We start from the raw sequence: 15,502 nt of genomic DNA on the forward strand, positions 1-15,502 counted from the left end.
GACTACGAGCGTCTGCAATGCCTCCCCAAGCACTCGGCCTGGACTGTCATTCCGAGGAGCGGCCACGCAAAACCCGCCCCGACATCCCGGCCGGCAGCGACCGAGGAATCCGCCACACACTCCGCGGATACACAGCAGGCTTAGCCCACATCACACTTTGGTTGTCCGCGGCGCCGAGGGACCACAGGTGATCGTGCATCCGCGGCATCGACGCGTGGGGCGCGGGGTGTGTGGCGGATCCCTCAGTCGCTGCAAAGTGTGGTGTCGCCGCAGGTTGCGTATGGCCGCTCCATCGGGATGACACCATGCGGCCTCGGAGGGTGCGGTGTGCGTGCAGGTGAAGCCCCGGCCGGGACGCGACGGGGTCCGGGCCGGGGCTTTCCAGCAGTACCAGCGGCGGGTTCACCCGCTCCTAGGGCGGAAGCTGTCGACGGACCCACCCAAGCGCACCACACTGGCTCCCTTCCCCCGCGCTGTTTGCGGGGGAAGGGCTGGGGATGGGGGGCGCCGCCCGCGCGCCGAGTCCCGTCGGTTCGCGAGCGAAGTCTCGATAGCCGGCTACGACCCGTTCGACTGCTTGACGAGCAGGTCGAAGGCGGCTCGCTGGTGGGGGGTGAGCTTGGGGGGAAGGGCGACGACCAGGGCCGGCGTGCCGGCGTTGGAAGGCAGGTGAAGCACCAGCGCGTCCAGCGGCACCGGTCGCACGTACTCGCGCGAGCGGCCGGTACCGTCGATCTGCACCGTGCGGCCGGGGATGGAGAGCGACGCCAGCATGCGGCCGTACTCCAGCCACTCGGCGATGGGGTCCGACGCGTCGTCGGCAACGGCCGGGATAAGCCGCTGGTTGAAGTAGGTGAGCGCCTGCTGAAACGCCTCGCCGTCGCGCGCCCGCAGGTCGCGCAGCTGGTCGCGGAAGAAGTTGCGCGGGTCTCGCGCGCCCGTCTCGCGGAGCGCGCGCTCGAACCGCTCGTCGGCGCGGGCGCGAAGGTCGTCTGCCATGTGCCGGATTCTATCCGCCGGGCCCGCGCCCCGCCACCGCGCGCGAAATGTTTGCTTTCACGGAGGGAATGGATCTTGTAACGTGCACGGCCCCTTTCTGAACCCGGCTCCCGGAGCTTTCCATGCCCGTTCCGACCGTGCTTCATCCCGCGCATTCGCCCGCGGGTGGCCTTTCCGGCTGGTTCGATCTGTCGTGGGAGCTGTTCGGTGAGCTGTGCCGCGCCCTGGCGGTGCGGGTGGCGCAGGACTTCCAGCCGGAGCTGGTGATCGGCCTCGCGACTGCCGGGGTGGTGCCCGCGGCCACGGTGGCGACGATGCTGCAGTGCGATTTCGAGGCGATGAAGGTCACCCGCCGCGAGCATGGGCGCGTGGCCCACGCCTATCCGCGCGTACTGTCGCCCACCCCCGTGAGCGCCCGCGGCCGCCGCGTGCTGATCGTGGACGAGATCAGCACCAGCGGCGACACGCTGCGCCTGGCGCTGGCCGCGGTGCGCGAGGTGGGACCGGCGGCGGTGCGGACGGCCACCAGCTTCGTGCGCCCCGGCGGCTACCGCCCGGATTTCCACGCGCTGGAAACCGGCTCGCTGATCGTGTTTCCCTGGGATCAGCAGGTGATCGAGGGCGGCGGACTGGTGCCCGGCGCCATGTACACCCCCCAGGCCTGACCCGCTACACCGCGGCCGACTGCGGCACTGCCATCTGTCATCCAGAGGCCCAACCGCACCACCCTCACCCGCACGCCGCGGCTCGCGCGCCGAAGGATCTTGCTCGGGGCACTACTGAGCCTCGGCGCGGCAGCGACACGAATCTCCGAGTCGCGGAAGCTCCCGCACCGGGTCGGTGCAAGACCGGGGTAACGCTCCGTCTCCGGCACGGGCGACTGAAGTCGCTGCAACGACCACACGAAGTCCGCCTTCGCGGACTGGCTTGCTTGGGTGTGGGTCGAAGCCCGGCGGGCGCCCGGAAGTGGTGCAGTTCTCCCCTTCTCCCGCTTGCGGGAGAGGGGGCCGGGGGGAGAGGGCAGCCGGGGCCCGCACGGCCCTCTCCGAAGCGCTCCGACCTGCCTTTTGGGAGCGCCCGCGGCCCCAGTCGGGGCTCTCCGCTGGTCCAGCCGGGGGTTCACCAGCCCTTGGCCGCCATCCGTTCGCGGCCGAGCGCCTCCAGGTTCTTCATCTCGTGCAGGAAGACGGGCCGGGCGAGCGGGGGCAGGAGCACCCGCTCCATCCATCCACGCACCCCGCCACGGGTCCACCTCGTCTCGATCGTCACCCGGCAGCCCTTCCCGCCATCCACCGGGTCTACCGTGAACGTCGTCACCAGGTCGGAATCCAGGTCGCTCTCCACCAGCACCCGGCCGGGCTGCGGCTCCGTGGCCCGCATGCGAAGCGTCTGCATGCCCGTGGCCTGGCGCGTCTGCACGCGGAACACGGTGCCGGCCCCGGTGCCGCCGCTCTCCACGGTCAACTCGCCGAAGTGCGGGCGGGGAAGGATGCTCGGGTGCCCCTCGCGGTAGTCGATCAGGATGCCGTACGCCACCTGCGGGGGCACCGAAAGCGTGGCGGTGGCGGCGATGACGATGGTGTGCATGTGCGGCAGATGGTCAGCGGCGCATTTCGGAGGTGACGCGCCGGTCGGTGATCCCCAGCTTCTGCTCGACCTGGGTTTCGATGAACAGCGCCTGGTCTCGGTCCGTGAGGCCAGATACCAGCGTGATCTTGCGGCGGCTCTCCTTGCCCACCGCCTGCACGGAGTAGCGGATGGTGGTGCCGCCGTTGCGGCTGTGCGTTACGTGCTCCTGGCAGTACAGCTGCTCCAGGGCGTCGGCCGGCAGCTCGCGGTTCCCGGTCCACGGAATGGGCCCATGGCGCACGCTCAGGTGCCCGCGCTCCACCGTGATGGTGGTGCGGTTCAGGAACCCCGCGAGGGTCGCGTACGCCAACCCGATGCCCGCGGCCACGTGAAGCAGGGGAAAGAGCTGAAAGATCAGTGGTCCGTCGATGGCCATCGCATACCAGATGACCAGGAACCCGATCCAGAATATGGAAAACACCGCCAGGAAGATGTACACCGGGCTGAACCAGCGCAGCACCAGCCGCAGCTCGCGCGCGTTGCTCTGCACCTGGATGCCGTTCGGCAGCGGCATCTCGATGGGCGCGGGCCGGTCCGGCGCACCGGGGGCACCGAGGGATGGGGCCCGACCGCGCAGGTCCAGCAGGGCATCGCAGGTGGGGCAGCGGGCCGCCATCTGGGCGAGGTTCATGTCCTCGCCGCGGATGTGGGTGCCGCACGATGGGCAGAGTACCTGGGTGTGAGTGGGCATGGCGGTCGGGCGCGGGGGGGGGGGCGGGAGCGTGGAAGCTCCAAAGTCTGCCCGGAGCGCCCGCCGCACAAGAGAAACGTTCAGGCCGCGACGCGAAACACCTCCGGCTGGGTGCCGTCCACGTCGGTGAAGCCGTACATGCGCGCCAGCGCCCCGACGGCCAGCACCTGCCCCGACCAGCGCATCACCTGCTCGTCTTCGACCAGCGCGGCGACGGCGCGGCCCAGGTACGCGGGCGTTTCGGTAGCGGACAGGTCGAACCCGCCGCGCTGGTGCGCCGCCATGACGCGCTCCGTGCGCATCCATCCGGGTGCCAGGGCCACCGCGGCCACGCCGTGCTCCCGCAGCTCCGCCGCCATCCCGAACGCCATCCGCACCAGCGCGGCCTTGGCCAAGTCGTAGTACAGGTGCCCCAGGTACCCGCCCTCCAGCCACGCGATGGTGTTCACGATCAGCCCGCGCCCCGCCGCGGCCATCATCGGTGCCGCGAGGCTGCTGGCGACCAGCGCGCCGCGTACGCCGGTGGTGAACATGCTGTCCCAGTACGTGGCGGAAAGGGTCCAGAACGGGTCCATCGGCAGCCCGGCGGCATGCCCCTCGTAGCCGCTCCACGCGTTGTTCACCAGCAGGTCCACGCGTCCCCGCTCGCCAGCGACGCGCGCGAACAGCGCCTGAACGTCGGCATCGACGGAATGGTCGCAGCGCACCGCGATCCCCTGCCCGCCCAGCGCCGTCACTTCGTCCGCGGTGTCGTCGATGGTTCCCGGCATGCCGTCCGGCGCCGCGCTCCCACGCGTGGTGCGGCCGGTGACGTAAACGGTCGCGCCGCGCTCGCCCAGCGTATGGGCGATAGCACGTCCGGCCCCGCGGCTGGCACCCGTGACGACGGCAACCTTGCCTCGCAGCGTCTTCATGTGCAATCTCCTGAATCGTCGTTCTCTTTCAGGCGGCACCCCGGCCGCGCTGAATATATGAACGTATATTCATAATCTGTCAACCATGCCGCGACCGAGAACGACCTCCAATCCCGAGATCCTGGACGCGGTGATCCGCGTGGTGTCGCGCGTGGGGCCGGCCCGGCTCACGCTGGCGGACGTGGCGGCAGAGGCGGGGCTCGCCGCGCCCACGCTTCTGCAGCGATTTGGCAGCAAACGGGGGCTGTTGCTGGAGGTGGCGCGGCAGGGGGCGGAGCAGCTTTCGGAGCAGTTCGACCAGGCGCGGCAGGCGCAGGCATCGCCGCTGGAGGCGCTGCTGCACGCGCTGGCGGCCCCGGCCGACGTGCTCCGCACGCCGGAGGAGGTGTCGAACCATCTGGCGTTCCTGCAGATGGACATGGGCGACCCGGAGTTCCACGCCTTCGCGCTCGAGCACGCGGTGGCCGTGCGCGAAGAGATCGCCGCGCTTCTGCACGAGGCGATCGCCGCCGGTGAGCTGTCCGGCTGCGACGCCGAAAACCTCGCCCGCACGGTGCAGACGGCCTACAACGGCGCGCTGGTCACCTGGGCCATCTTTCGCGAGGGACCGCTGAACGTGTGGATTCGGGGCGAGGTGGACGAAGTTCTCGCGCCGTATGCCAGGGTGGGGTGAGCTGGCGATCCTTCACCTGCACGCGCGCCGCACCTTCCGAAGCGCGCCGGGCTGGCTCCCTTCCCCCGCGGCAGTTTGCGGGGGAAGGGCTGGGGATGGGGGGCGGCCTGGGCCTGCGCCAACGCTGGTCGAAGCCCATCCGACCCTGAAGTGTACCCCCTCTCCCACGCTGTTTGTGGGAGAGGGTGGCACGCGTGTCAGCGCGGCCGGGTGAGGGCCCCACGGCAGCCGAGGCCCACGCGTCCGTGACCGCTGCCGCGCCCGGCTTGTACGTGTCCGCGGCTAGATCCTTCGGCCCGCGACGGGTGTGCTACGGGCGGGTTCGGTGCGCCTGGGCCTCAGGATGACACGCCTCGGTGCACCACGCGTGCACCCTTGGCGCCTATCGGGACTACCGGTCCGCCGGGTCGGCGGAGCCGTGCAGGCCCACGGGCGGACCCAGGATCTCGGCCATCAGTACGGCGCGGCGCAGCATGGCGGGATCGCGCATGTCGTCCATCAACCCGCGCTGCGCGTGGTGCGCCGGCGCCTTGCGGTCTACGTACCGCTGGTGGAAGCGCTCGTGCTCCACCGTCCAGTCCACCTCGTGCTCCAGCGATTCCGCCCGCGCCGGCAGCGGGCGCGCCTCGGTGGTCGTCAGCACCACCTCGCGCGAGTCCAGCGGCTCCATCGAGTGCACCTCCGCCTGCGCCTCGCGGTACAGCTGCAGCTCCGTGTCGTCCGCCAGCTCGTCGGCATCGAACTCCGACGTGCTTTCCTCGAACACCGCGAACCGCCCGGCCGCAGGCACCACGGCCGCCGGGGCAGCGATGTGCCGCACGTGTTCGGGGGGCACGACGCCCGTCTGGAACACGGCGGGCGGGGGCACCTGCTTGCCCGCCCGCTTGGCCGCTCCCGCGATGCCGCTGACGATCCACCCGATCACCAGCAGCGTGATGATGAGCTCCATCGGTCAGCTGTCCTTGGGGCCTTCGGGGGCCGCGGCGCCCGGGCCGGCCAGCGCGCGCCGCATGGACGTGTCGCTCTGCACGTTCTGGTACCGCGCGTAGTCCATCACCCCCAGGTGGCCGCGGCGGAACGCCTCGGCAATGGCCAGGGGCACCTGCGCCTCGGCCTCGACCACGCGGGCGCGGGCTTCCTCCACCCGGGCGCGGTTCTCCTGCTCCAGCGCCACGGCCATCGCGCGGCGCTCCTCGGCGCGGGCCTGGGCCACGCGCTTGTCGGCCTCGGCCTGGTCCGTCTGCAGCTCGGCGCCGATGTTCTTGCCCACGTCCACGTCGGCGATGTCGATGGACAGGATCTCGAACGCCGTCCCCGCATCCAGCCCCTTGCTCAGCACCGTCTTGCTGATGTTGTCGGGGTTCTCCAGCACGGCCGCGTGGCTGGCCGCCGAGCCGATGGTGCTGACGATGCCCTCGCCCACGCGCGCCAGGATGGTTTCTTCGCCCGCGCCGCCCACCAGCCGGTTGATGTTGGCGCGCACCGTCACCCGGGCGATGGCGATCAGCTGGATGCCGTCCTTGGCCATGGCCGCCACGCGCGGCGTGCTGATGACCTTGGGGTTCACCGAGGTCTGCACCGCGTCCAGCACGTCGCGCCCGGCCAGGTCGATGGCGGCGGCCTGGTTGAAGGCCAGGGCGATGTTGGCCTTGTCGGCCGCGATCAGCGCCTGCACCACCCGCTCGACGTTGCCGCCGGCCAGGTAGTGCCCCTCGAGCTCGTCGGCGTCCAGCGGCAGCCCCGCCTTGCGGGCGGTGATCAGCGGGTTGACGATGCGGCTGGGGCTCACGCGGCGGAACCGCATTCCCACCAGCTTGCTGAAGGGCACGTACACCCCCGACGTCCACGCCTGCACCCACAGGCCCACGGGGATCAGCTGGAAGAGCACCACCAGCAGGATGAAGCCGAAGAAGAGCAGAACGAGCAGACTGCCAGCCGCGAATTCCATTGCAGCGTATCCTGTGGAGCGGTGAGCCCCGCCCGGCGGGCGGGAAGCGAGCGCGGCCGCGAAATCGGCCGGCGAAGATCATGTACGAGGTTGGGACGAAAGAAGTTGCGAGCTGCTGCTGGCTCAGCCGCTCAGCCCTCCGCTTCGGGGGCCTTGGGAAGGGCCAGCGGCTGCACGACGTGGCGATAGCCCTCGGCGCGCAGCACGCGGACGGGCGTGCCGGCGTCGATCCATCCGCCGTCGCTCACCACGTCCAGCCGCTCGCCGGCGACCTCCGCCGTCCCCGCGGGGCGAAGGTTGGTGATCGCCACGCCCTGCAGCCCCTCCAGCTCCGGCCGCGGCACGGCCGCCAGGTAGCCGCCCTCCCGGTCCAGCGTTCCCCCGAACAGCGCCTTGTATCCGCCGCGGCGGCTGGCGACGATGGCCCAGGCGGCTACGCCCAGCAGCGTGAGCGCCGAGACCACGGCGAAACCGGCGAGCGCCGCGTCGCCCGCGCCCGGCGTGGGTCCGCCCAGCACGATCGCCACCCCCGCGATCATCGCCAGCACTCCCAGGATCCCCGCCACGCCGAACCCGGGGAGCACGAACAACTCCACGAGCAGCAGGACGATGCCGGCCATCAGGATGAGCAGCGGCTCCCAGCCGGCGATGCCCAGCGGCATCGTGGACGGGGGCAGCAGCGGCGCGGTGTGGGCCGTGGCGGGAGGCACCAGCGAGAGCAGCAGGGCGAACAGGGCGGTGCGGCGCATGGGTCGGCGGTGGCGGGGGATGCGGGTGGACGCGTTCAGTCTACACTCTCCGCGCGCGCAATCCAACCCTGGCGCGCGCTACCGCTGATCGGGTGAGATCCACTTTTCCGTGGCGGGGGGATGGAACGCGGCCATCCGCTCCAGCAGCGAGGCGGGGTCGTCCGCCTCCAGCACGATCCCGCGGTGCTGCGTGCGGACGAATCCCTCGGCGACCGCGTGGTCGAACATGGCGAGCAGCGGCGCGTAATAGCCGGCCACGTTCAGCAGGCCGCAGGGCTTGGGGTGAATGCCCAGCTGCGACCAGGTGAGCACCTCGCAGAACTCCTCGAAGGTGCCGTAGCCGCCGGGCATGGCGATGAAGCCGTCGGAAAGGTCGGCCATCAGCGCCTTGCGTTCGTGCATGGAGCCCACGACGTGAAGCTCGGTCAGGGCGACGTGCCCCACTTCGCGCCGCATCAGCGCCTCGGGGATGACGCCGATGGCCTCGCCGCCGGCGGCCAGCACCGCGTCGGCCACCACGCCCATCAGCCCCACGCGCCCGCCGCCGTACACCAGCCCGATGCCGCGCTCGGCCAGCAGGGTGCCCATCGCGCGCGCCGCCTGGGCGTACTCCGGCCGCGCGCCCGCGCTGGAGCCGCAGAAAACACAGATTCGCTTCACAGGGGGTCTCGTGTGGGTCGATGCGAACGGGGCCTACTCGGCCGCGGAGGCGCCGGAGCGCATGCCCTGGACGCTAATTTCTTCCGCGCGCTCCACCAGGCTCCGCAGGACCTCGCGAACGGCGTCCAGCTCGTGCTCGCCTCCACGAACGGAGGCGTGCAGCGCTTCGTCCAGCGACTCGCGCAGGATCTGGAACTCGCGCCGCAGCGCCTCCTCCGTCCACCCCTGCTGGGCGCGGCGAAGTCCGTGGCGGTTGGCGATCAGCCGCTGGATGTCGGAGCCGTCGCGCATCAGCGCGGGGTCGGCGCCCGTCTGGCCGATCAGCACCAGCGCCTGGGCGATGTCGGCCAGGAAGGTGGCCTGGTGGTCCTCGAGCTCCGCCTCGGTGAGCCCCGCCGCCCCGGGGATGGCCGGTTCGGCGCGCAGCCGCTCGTTCACCGCATTCAGGATGTCGGCGATGCGGGCCTGCAGCGCTTCGCCCATCTCCGACACCCCGCGCGGACGCTGCTCCACGGCGAGCGTAGGCTCCGGCCCGCGCGCGGGCGCCGGGCCCGGCGCGGCGGCGGGGAGCCACAGGGTGAAGCACGATCCCTGGCCCGGCGCCGTCCGTACCGTCAGGTCGCCTTCCATCAGCCGGGCCAGCTGCCGGCTGATGGTAAGCCCCAGCCCGGTTCCGCCGTGCGCGCGCGTGCGCCCCATGTCGGCCTGCACGAAGGGCTGGAAGATCGCCTCCACCTGGTCGGGCGCGATTCCCATCCCCGTGTCTTCCACCTGCAGGCGCACCCACGGCCCGGGCCCCGGCAGCTGCGCATCGTCGGTGGGCGCCTGGGAAACGTCGCAGTGGATGCTGGTCCGGCCGCCCCCCGCCGTGAACTTCACCGCGTTGGAGAGCAGGTTCACCAGGATCTGCCGAACGCGGTCGGGATCGCCCATGAACCACGTGCCGGCCCCGGGGTCGCACTCCAGCGCCAGGTGCAGCCCCTTTTCCGCCGCCTGCGGGGTGACGAGGGCCACGGCCGCGTCCACCGTTTCCACCACGGGCGCGGCGACGCGCTCCACCCGAAAGCGCCCCGCCTCGATCTTGGACAGGTCCAGGATCTCCTCGATCAACCCCAGCAGGTGCTGGCTGCTGGCGCGCACGCGGCCCAGCTGGGCGCGCTGCGCCGGCGTGATGGGCCCGGTGATCCCCATCTCCAGCAGCTCGGAGTACCCGATGATGGCGTTGATGGGGGTGCGCAGCTCGTGGCTCATGTTGGCCAGGAACTCGGTCTTGGCGCGGTTGGCGGACTCGGCCTCGGTGGTGCGCGCGGCCAGGCGCTGGTTGGCCTCGGCAAGCTCGTGAAGCGCCTGGTCGCGGGCCTCCTCGGCGCGGACGCGCTTGATGGACTGGCCGATGTCGCGGCCGATGGCGTCCACGGCCTCCAGCAGCGCGGGATCGGGCTCCAGCACCGACTCGTGGAAGAACTCGATGACGCCCATCAGGTCGTCGGCCGCGCGGATGGGAAACGCGAACGCACCGTGCAGCCCCGCCGCGGCCGCCTTCATGGCGCGCGGAAAGTTCGCGTCGCGGGTGACGTCCGACACCCAGGCCGGCTCGCCCCGTTCCCACACGCGGCCGGGAAGCCCCTGCCCGCGGTGGAAGGTGAGGGCAGCGTCGGCGACGCCCAGGCCGGGATTGGCCGCGTCCGGCGCCATCCACCGCCCCGCGAAGCACAGGCGCTCACCGTCCTCGTGCATCACCCAGAACACGCCGACCGGCCAGTGCAGCGACTCGCCGATCACCTGCAGCAGCCGGGGCGCGGCCTCGTGCAGCGTGTGCGACTCGGCGACGACGCGGGTGACGGCGTGCTCGGCGGCCAGGCGGCGCTCGGCGGCCTTCCGCTCGGTGAGGTCGCGGATGAAGGCGTTGAAGAGCACCCGGGTGCCGGAGCGCGCCGGGGCCACCGTGAGCTCCACGGGAAACTCCGTCCCGTTGCGGCGGATGGCGGAAATCTCGATGCGCCGGTTGAGGATGGGCCCCTCGCCCGTCGCCAGGTAGTGGTTGACGCCCCTCTGGTGCCCCTCGCGAAAGCGCGGGGGGATGATGGTCTGCGCGAGCGTCTGGCCAATCGCCTCGTCGGCGCTCCACCCGAACAGGCGCTCGGCGTGGTGATTCCACTCCATGATGACGCTCTCGTCATCGGTCATGACGATGGCGTCGAGCGACGAGTCGATGGTGCTGCGCAGGCGGGCCTCGGAGGTGGCCAGCTCTTCGTTGAGCACCTCCAGCTCGGCCGTCTGCTCCTGCAGGTGCGACGCCTGGTCCTGCAGCTGCTCGGCCAGGTGCTCCAGGTCGCGCCGGGCAGACTCGGCCTGCTCGTACAGCCGCGCCTGCTCTGCCCCGGCCCGGCCGCGCTGCACCAGCCACCAGGTGACGGCGGCGCCCACCGCCGCGATCAGAAGCGCCAGGACGGCGGCCGCGGCATCGGGTAGCTCCAGGGCGAGCACGCCATGTACGGCCTCGCCGGGGTTCAGGGACGAACCCGGCTCGGTTGAGAACGCTCCCTTCCACCCAATCCGCATCACCGGCAGCACGAGAACGGAGTCAATGGACGGCGGGCCGATGGACGGGGGCGCGCCGCGAACCAGCCGAAACGTATCCAGGACTGCAATCTCGGGACCGGCAGGCCCCTCCCCCGGCCCCTCCCCGCACAAACTGCGTGCGGAGAGGGGGAACGTCTGGTGCAGCGGGCGGCTGGATCGGCGCGTCGGCGGGCGCCCCCCATCCCCAGCCCTTCCCCCGCAAACTGCGCGGGGGAAGGGAGCCAGCCCGGTGCGTCAGGGGAGTGCCGTGGTTGAGTTGAGCCTGTAGCCGGCTTGGGAGCGGTTCGAGATCGGCCGTGCAGTCCCCGGGCGCCCTCTCCCCCCGACCCCCTCTCCCGCAAGCGGGTGAGGGGGAGAACTGCACCACATTCCGGGCGCGACCTGAGCCTCAACTCACACCTGCGCAAGCCAGTCTGCGAAGGCAGACTTCGTGTGGTTGTTGCAGCGAATTCATTCGCCCCCGCACCAGGCACTTACCCCGTCGCACTTCCCTTGCATCTGCATCACTCTGCGCCAGCGCTGCGACCCAACGATCTCATGCCCCAAGGAACGCCGATGCGAAAGCTCTTTCCCCTGATGCTCGGAGCCGCGCTGGTGGCGGCCACCGCCGCCTGCCCGGTCCGGGTTCCCAAGTCCAACCCCATGCCCAAGTGGAACGAGGACCTTCGCGAAACCTCGGGGGAGCTGGGGCAGCGGCTGAACGATCCCCGGGTGGTGGTGCTGCACGTGGGCCGCGACCGCACCAGCTACGACGCGGGCCACATCCCCGGCGCGCGCTTCCTGCCGCTGTCGGCCATCGTCGCGGAGCGCAACGGCATTCCCAACGAGCTTCCCTCCGTGCAGCAGCTGGAAGAGGCGTTCGAAGCCGTCGGCGTGTCCGACAACTCGCGGGTGGTCCTGTACGGCGACCTGCAGGGGCTGCTGGCTGCGCGCGCCTTCTTTACGCTGGACTACCTGGGGCACGCGGACCACGCCATCCTCGACGGCGGGCTGGAGAAGTGGCGCGTCGACGAGCGGGCCGTGTCGACGGAGGTGCCGGCAGCACGGCGCGGATCGCTCACCCCGCGGCCCCGCGCCGACCTGGTGGTGACGGCCGAATGGGTGCGCGATCACCTGAACGACACCAGCGTGGTGTTCATCGACGCGCGGCCCGCCGCGGAGTTCAGCGGCGCCACGCCGGGCGATGGCGTCACGCGGCCCGGCCACATCCCCGGCGCGCACAACCTGTTCTGGCGCAACGCGCTGATCTCGGAAACGGACCCGCGCCTGCGCTCGCCCGAGGTGCTGGCCTCCGCGTACACCCTGGCCGAGGCGGCACAGGCCGACACGGTAGTGGTGTACTGCCGCACGGGCGTGCAGGCCAGCCACGCCTACTACGTGGCACGCTACCTGGAGCGGAAAGTGAAGATGTACGACGCCTCGTTCATCGAGTGGAGCCGGCGGGGCGCCGATTTTCCCGTGGAGCGGTAGGAGGCAGGGCGATGGAAACGACGACGCAGCAGCACAAGGCGACGGTGCAGTGCCCCTCGTGCGGGCGGCTTAACCGCGTGGACCTGGCCCGCGCGGCCCACCGGCCCCGGTGCGGCCACTGCAAGCAGGCGATCGCTCTCGACCGGCCGCTGCACCTTTCCGACGCCGCGTTCGACCGCGTGGTGGCGGATTCGCCCGTGCCCGTGCTGGTGGACTTCTACGCCGACTGGTGCGGCCCCTGCAAGATGATGGCGCCCGTGCTGGACCGGGTGGCGGCCGAGCGGATGGGCAGCGTGCTGGTGGCCAAGGTGGACACCGACGCCAACCCCATGGTGTCGCAGCGCTTCGCCATCCGCTCCATCCCCACGCTGATCGTGTTCCGCGGCGGCCGCGAGGTGGCGCGGGAGATGGGCGCCCTCCCCGCGCCCCGCCTCAACGCGCTCCTCGACTCGGCGATGCGTTGAAGACAGAACCCCCTCCGACTTCAGCCTACCCATTACCCACATCTCAGATAGGGGTGGCGGGGCCGAAATACAAGGCGCGGTCTGCAAAAATGCCCGTGGGAGCATGGGACTGAGGCCGCGTAAAACCCGTCGTTGACGCAGGAGTGTGTGGCTTCTACGCACCGGAATGCGCGCTACTCCATCTCCTGCGTAGACGCAGATGAGGGCTAAACCCCTGCTGCCACCTTGGTTTCGTGCGGCCCTGGCCCGATACAAAGATGTGGGTAATGGGTAGGACTTCAGCGGAGGGGGGCTCTGTAGTCATGGTGCCATCCAGTCCTCTACCTGAAGCCCGGGCACGCGCCGGAATTCGCGCTGATTGCTCGTTACGAGGATCAGGCCGTTGGTCACGGCAACGCTTGCGATCACGAGGTCCCGTTCACTAATCCGGTTCGCGCGTAAAGCATATCGCAACTCCGCGTGGATGCGCGCGGCACCTTGGTCGAACGCGATCACGTCCGAGATCTGGAAGATCAGTCGCTCGATCTTCTGCTCCTCGCGGTCCGGATCGCTGCCGTTCAGCGCTCCAAAGTAGAGTTCGGCCAGCGTCATCGAAGCGATCGCTAGATCTTCCGGCGACTCGGCGATGACACGCGACACTACCGGCTCACGTTTTCTGAGCAGCCATATGCAGGTGTCGGTGTCCAGCAGGTAACGCATCGCGAGCTACGATCCTTTACGAGAATAGTCGTCCAGGATGGCATCCCGGTGGGGCGCATCCGGAAGTGGCTCGGGCACAACCAGATCATCACCCGCGGGGCCATCCTTCCAGAAATCCTCCCAAAAACCAACAGGCCACGCGCGCTTTTCCACTGGTTCCAATATGACCGCGGCGCCCTCCTTACGGACGCGGACTGCAGTTCCCTCGAATCGGCACTCTTTGGGTAGCCGGACGGCCTGACTGCCGCCGTTCATGAACAAGGTCGCGATAAATTCCTTCTTCATGCTACAGCCTCCCGATAGAGTGATGCTCGCTTCATCTATCTATACGGTATATACGACGGCATCTTCATGCAAGCTTTTCTCTGGCGGAGGTTGGCAGCCGCTTCGACACGAGAACATTGATGAACCGCGCTCGTGGAACCACTGTTGCGAGCAGTACTTTCCGCGGACGCGCGGCAATCGGCATCAACCCGATGGTCTATGCCTGTCGCTCATGTGCAGAGCTTGACGAAATCATCCCGAGAGGAACGCAGATGACGGTCGCGGACGAAACGGCGGGGCAGGTGCAGGGCGTTCAGGTCCTGGGAGACGCGGACGGCGCGGCGGCTCGCGTGCTGACGCCCGAGGCGCTGGCGTTCGTCGCGGACCTCCATCGCCGGTTCAACCCCACGCGGCTGGAGCTGCTGCGCCGGCGCGACGAGCGGCAGGAGTGGCTCGACCAGGGCAACGAGCCCGGCTTTCTGGACGAGACGGCCGAGGTGCGCGCCGGCGACTGGACGGTGGCGTCCTGCCCGGTGGACCTGGAGGACCGGCGCGTGGAGATCACCGGGCCCACCGACGCCAAGATGGTGATCAATGCGCTGAACTCCGGCGCCAGCTGCTTCATGGCCGACTTCGAGGACGCGCTTTCGCCCACCTGGAAGAACGTGCTGCACGGCCAGGCCAACCTGTCCGACGCCATCCGCCGCACCCTGTCGCTGGACGCCGGGGGCAAGCAGTACCGGCTGAAGGACAAGACGGCCGTGCTGATCGTCCGGCCGCGCGGCTGGCACCTTTCCGAGCGCCACGTGCTGGTGGACGGCGCGCCCATCAGCGCGTCCGTGTTCGACTTCGGGCTGTACTTCTTCCACAACGCGCGCGAGCTGCTGGAGCGCGGCAGCGGCCCGTACTTCTACCTGCCCAAGCTGGAGTCGCACCTGGAAGCCCGGCTGTGGAACGACGTGTTCGTCCACGCCCAGGAGTTGCTCGGCATCCCGCGCGGCACCATCCGGGCCACCGTGCTGATCGAGACGATCACCGCGGCCTTCGAGATGGAGGAGATCCTCTACGAGCTGCGCGAACACTCGGCCGGGCTGAACGCGGGCCGCTGGGACTATCTCTTCAGCATGATCAAGAACCGGCCGGACGTGGTGCTGCCGGAACGCTCGCAGCTGACCATGACGGCGCCGTTCATGCGGGCGTACACCGAACTGCTGGTCCAGACCTGTCACCGGCGCGGCGCCCACGCGATCGGCGGGATGGCCGCCATCGTGCCCAGCCGTGACCCGGTCGCCGCCAAGCGGGCGCTGAACCAGGTCCGCCAGGACAAGCGGCGCGAGGTCGGCGACGGCTTCGACGGCTCCTGGGTGGCGCACCCGGGCCTGGTGGAGACCTGCCGCGAGGTCTTCGACCAGTGGCTCGGCTTCGAGCCGCACCAGATCGTGCGCAAGCGCGACGACGTCCGGGTCACCGCGGCCGACCTGCTGGACCTGAAGGCCGGCCCGGTCACGGTCAGCGAGGTCGCACTGCGCACCAACGTCAGCGTGGCGCTGCGGTACGTCGCGGCGTGGCTCGGCGGACGCGGCGCGGTGGCGCTCGGCGGGCTGATGGAGGACGCGGCGACGGCGGAGATCTGCCGGACCCAGCTCTGGCAGTGGATCTCGACCGGGACCCCGACCGACTACGGCGTGCCGGTGACCGCGGGCCTGGTGAGCCGGATGCTGCGCGAGGAACTCGACGTCCTGGCGGAGACCGGTGCCCT

At 70.2% G+C, this 15,502-nt stretch carries 16 protein-coding genes; 5 read left to right on the top strand and 11 right to left on the bottom strand.

Features of this window, described 5'->3' with window-relative positions; all coding sequences use genetic code 11:
* Positions 1–558: 558 nt before the first annotated feature.
* Positions 559–999: a hypothetical protein gene (locus VF632_RS16030; RefSeq protein ID WP_331023928.1), complete on the bottom strand. Its 441-nt coding sequence runs from the start codon at positions 997–999 to the stop codon at positions 559–561.
* A 122-nt stretch (positions 1,000–1,121) separates the two neighbouring features.
* Between VF632_RS16030 and VF632_RS16035 the strand changes: the two genes are divergently transcribed.
* Positions 1,122–1,664 carry a phosphoribosyltransferase gene (locus VF632_RS16035; protein WP_331023929.1) on the top strand — a complete coding sequence of 181 codons (543 nt, stop codon included), beginning with the start codon at positions 1,122–1,124 and terminating at the stop codon, positions 1,662–1,664.
* 454 nt (positions 1,665–2,118) lie between these two features.
* Here VF632_RS16035 and VF632_RS16040 read toward each other — a convergent pair whose 3' ends face one another.
* The 3 genes from VF632_RS16040 to VF632_RS16050 all read right to left on the bottom strand — a co-directional run bounded on the left by VF632_RS16040 (position 2,119) and on the right by VF632_RS16050 (position 4,233).
* On the bottom strand, positions 2,119–2,586 hold the full coding sequence (locus VF632_RS16040; RefSeq protein ID WP_331023930.1) for an SRPBCC family protein: 468 nt from the start codon (positions 2,584–2,586) through the stop codon (positions 2,119–2,121).
* Between the two features lie 13 nt (positions 2,587–2,599).
* Positions 2,600–3,319 (bottom strand): hypothetical protein, encoded by a 720-nt coding sequence (locus tag VF632_RS16045; RefSeq protein ID WP_331023931.1) that lies wholly within the window; start codon positions 3,317–3,319, stop codon positions 2,600–2,602.
* A gap of 80 nt (positions 3,320–3,399) precedes the next feature.
* The gene (locus VF632_RS16050) at positions 3,400–4,233 is read right to left on the bottom strand and encodes an SDR family NAD(P)-dependent oxidoreductase (protein WP_331023932.1); all 834 of its coding nucleotides are present in this window, start codon (positions 4,231–4,233) and stop codon (positions 3,400–3,402) included.
* An 85-nt stretch (positions 4,234–4,318) separates the two neighbouring features.
* Between VF632_RS16050 and VF632_RS16055 the strand changes: the two genes are divergently transcribed.
* A complete protein-coding gene (locus tag VF632_RS16055) occupies positions 4,319–4,906 on the top strand; it encodes a TetR/AcrR family transcriptional regulator (RefSeq protein ID WP_331023933.1) in 588 nt (195 codons plus the stop codon).
* A gap of 391 nt (positions 4,907–5,297) precedes the next feature.
* Here VF632_RS16055 and VF632_RS16060 read toward each other — a convergent pair whose 3' ends face one another.
* The 5 genes from VF632_RS16060 to VF632_RS16080 form a co-directional block, all read right to left on the bottom strand.
* Positions 5,298–5,855 carry a hypothetical protein gene (locus VF632_RS16060; protein ID WP_331023934.1) on the bottom strand — a complete coding sequence of 186 codons (558 nt, stop codon included), beginning with the start codon at positions 5,853–5,855 and terminating at the stop codon, positions 5,298–5,300.
* A gap of 3 nt (positions 5,856–5,858) precedes the next feature.
* Complete coding sequence (gene floA / locus VF632_RS16065) at positions 5,859–6,854, bottom strand: flotillin-like protein FloA (protein ID WP_331023935.1); 996 nt, start codon at positions 6,852–6,854, stop codon at positions 5,859–5,861.
* A 131-nt stretch (positions 6,855–6,985) separates the two neighbouring features.
* Positions 6,986–7,603: an NfeD family protein gene (locus VF632_RS16070; RefSeq protein WP_331023936.1), complete on the bottom strand. Its 618-nt coding sequence runs from the start codon at positions 7,601–7,603 to the stop codon at positions 6,986–6,988.
* A 78-nt stretch (positions 7,604–7,681) separates the two neighbouring features.
* Positions 7,682–8,263 carry a TIGR00730 family Rossman fold protein gene (locus tag VF632_RS16075; protein WP_331023937.1) on the bottom strand — a complete coding sequence of 194 codons (582 nt, stop codon included), beginning with the start codon at positions 8,261–8,263 and terminating at the stop codon, positions 7,682–7,684.
* Between the two features lie 33 nt (positions 8,264–8,296).
* The gene (locus VF632_RS16080) at positions 8,297–10,825 is read right to left on the bottom strand and encodes a PAS domain S-box protein (protein WP_331023944.1); all 2,529 of its coding nucleotides are present in this window, start codon (positions 10,823–10,825) and stop codon (positions 8,297–8,299) included.
* Positions 10,826–11,401: 576 nt separating this feature from the next.
* On the opposite strand from VF632_RS16080, the gene VF632_RS16085 reads away from it, so the two are divergent.
* Positions 11,402–12,316 carry a sulfurtransferase gene (locus VF632_RS16085; protein ID WP_331023938.1) on the top strand — a complete coding sequence of 305 codons (915 nt, stop codon included), beginning with the start codon at positions 11,402–11,404 and terminating at the stop codon, positions 12,314–12,316.
* 11 nt (positions 12,317–12,327) lie between these two features.
* On the top strand, positions 12,328–12,780 hold the full coding sequence (gene trxC / locus VF632_RS16090; RefSeq protein WP_331023939.1) for a thioredoxin TrxC: 453 nt from the start codon (positions 12,328–12,330) through the stop codon (positions 12,778–12,780).
* A gap of 300 nt (positions 12,781–13,080) precedes the next feature.
* Here trxC and VF632_RS16095 read toward each other — a convergent pair whose 3' ends face one another.
* Together VF632_RS16095 and VF632_RS16100 are read right to left on the bottom strand one after the other, a co-directional pair.
* Positions 13,081–13,479 carry a type II toxin-antitoxin system VapC family toxin gene (locus VF632_RS16095; protein ID WP_331023940.1) on the bottom strand — a complete coding sequence of 133 codons (399 nt, stop codon included), beginning with the start codon at positions 13,477–13,479 and terminating at the stop codon, positions 13,081–13,083.
* A 6-nt stretch (positions 13,480–13,485) separates the two neighbouring features.
* Positions 13,486–13,764, bottom strand: a complete 279-nt coding sequence (locus tag VF632_RS16100) for an antitoxin (protein WP_331023941.1) — start codon at positions 13,762–13,764, stop codon at positions 13,486–13,488.
* 251 nt (positions 13,765–14,015) lie between these two features.
* Between VF632_RS16100 and aceB the strand changes: the two genes are divergently transcribed.
* The coding region (aceB, locus tag VF632_RS16105) for a malate synthase A (protein WP_331023942.1) at positions 14,016–15,502 on the top strand (1,487 nt) is incomplete at its 3' end.

The organism is Longimicrobium sp. (genome assembly GCF_036388275.1).
Classification (GTDB): domain Bacteria; phylum Gemmatimonadota; class Gemmatimonadetes; order Longimicrobiales; family Longimicrobiaceae; genus Longimicrobium.

What these genes read in the sequence shown, in the direction of transcription:
- VF632_RS16030 (WP_331023928.1), bottom strand. Translation starts at nt 999, where the DNA reads ATGGCAGACGACCTTCGCGCCCGCGCCGACGAGCGGTTCGAGCGCGCG.
- VF632_RS16035 (WP_331023929.1), top strand. Translation starts at nt 1,122, where the DNA reads ATGCCCGTTCCGACCGTGCTTCATCCCGCGCATTCGCCCGCGGGTGGC.
- VF632_RS16040 (WP_331023930.1), bottom strand. Translation starts at nt 2,586, where the DNA reads ATGCACACCATCGTCATCGCCGCCACCGCCACGCTTTCGGTGCCCCCG.
- VF632_RS16045 (WP_331023931.1), bottom strand. Translation starts at nt 3,319, where the DNA reads ATGCCCACTCACACCCAGGTACTCTGCCCATCGTGCGGCACCCACATC.
- VF632_RS16050 (WP_331023932.1), bottom strand. Translation starts at nt 4,233, where the DNA reads ATGAAGACGCTGCGAGGCAAGGTTGCCGTCGTCACGGGTGCCAGCCGC.
- VF632_RS16055 (WP_331023933.1), top strand. Translation starts at nt 4,319, where the DNA reads ATGCCGCGACCGAGAACGACCTCCAATCCCGAGATCCTGGACGCGGTG.
- VF632_RS16060 (WP_331023934.1), bottom strand. Translation starts at nt 5,855, where the DNA reads ATGGAGCTCATCATCACGCTGCTGGTGATCGGGTGGATCGTCAGCGGC.
- floA (WP_331023935.1), bottom strand. Translation starts at nt 6,854, where the DNA reads ATGGAATTCGCGGCTGGCAGTCTGCTCGTTCTGCTCTTCTTCGGCTTC.
- VF632_RS16070 (WP_331023936.1), bottom strand. Translation starts at nt 7,603, where the DNA reads ATGCGCCGCACCGCCCTGTTCGCCCTGCTGCTCTCGCTGGTGCCTCCC.
- VF632_RS16080 (WP_331023944.1), bottom strand. Translation starts at nt 10,825, where the DNA reads ATGCGGATTGGGTGGAAGGGAGCGTTCTCAACCGAGCCGGGTTCGTCC.
- VF632_RS16085 (WP_331023938.1), top strand. Translation starts at nt 11,402, where the DNA reads ATGCGAAAGCTCTTTCCCCTGATGCTCGGAGCCGCGCTGGTGGCGGCC.
- trxC (WP_331023939.1), top strand. Translation starts at nt 12,328, where the DNA reads ATGGAAACGACGACGCAGCAGCACAAGGCGACGGTGCAGTGCCCCTCG.
- VF632_RS16095 (WP_331023940.1), bottom strand. Translation starts at nt 13,479, where the DNA reads ATGCGTTACCTGCTGGACACCGACACCTGCATATGGCTGCTCAGAAAA.
- VF632_RS16100 (WP_331023941.1), bottom strand. Translation starts at nt 13,764, where the DNA reads ATGAAGAAGGAATTTATCGCGACCTTGTTCATGAACGGCGGCAGTCAG.